This window comes from Klebsiella sp. K-Nf6, from assembly GCF_002806655.1.
GTDB lineage: Bacteria > Pseudomonadota > Gammaproteobacteria > Enterobacterales > Enterobacteriaceae > Klebsiella > Klebsiella variicola.
Genome location: NZ_PIBN01000075.1, coordinates 1 through 249, shown reverse-complemented (window position 1 = coordinate 249; position 249 = coordinate 1). Strand labels below are relative to the sequence as shown.

At 65.1% G+C, this 249-nt stretch carries 1 pseudogene; it reads left to right on the top strand.

The annotated features are described in order from the left end of the window. A pseudogene (locus tag CWM61_RS28695) lies at positions 1–249 on the top strand (spore coat protein CotH); the annotation flags it as partial.

Genomic DNA, 249 nt, shown 5'->3' with positions numbered 1-249 from the left:
TGGTGCCTGACAGCGAGGGGCAACTGCTGGCCTTTATCTATTACCAGAAGCGCAATGGCCAGGCGAACCGGCTGAATGCGCTGGCAAGCCAGCAGGCGATTACGTCCCTGCGCCAGCAGCTGGAGCAGGACACCGGCTCAGCGCTGGATGGCCTGACCGCGTTGCAGTCCGGTCTCCAGTCGCTGACGGCCGCCCTGATGCAGCTCGGTCTCGATGAGATGGCCGCGCAGGTGACCAGCATGGCCGCCT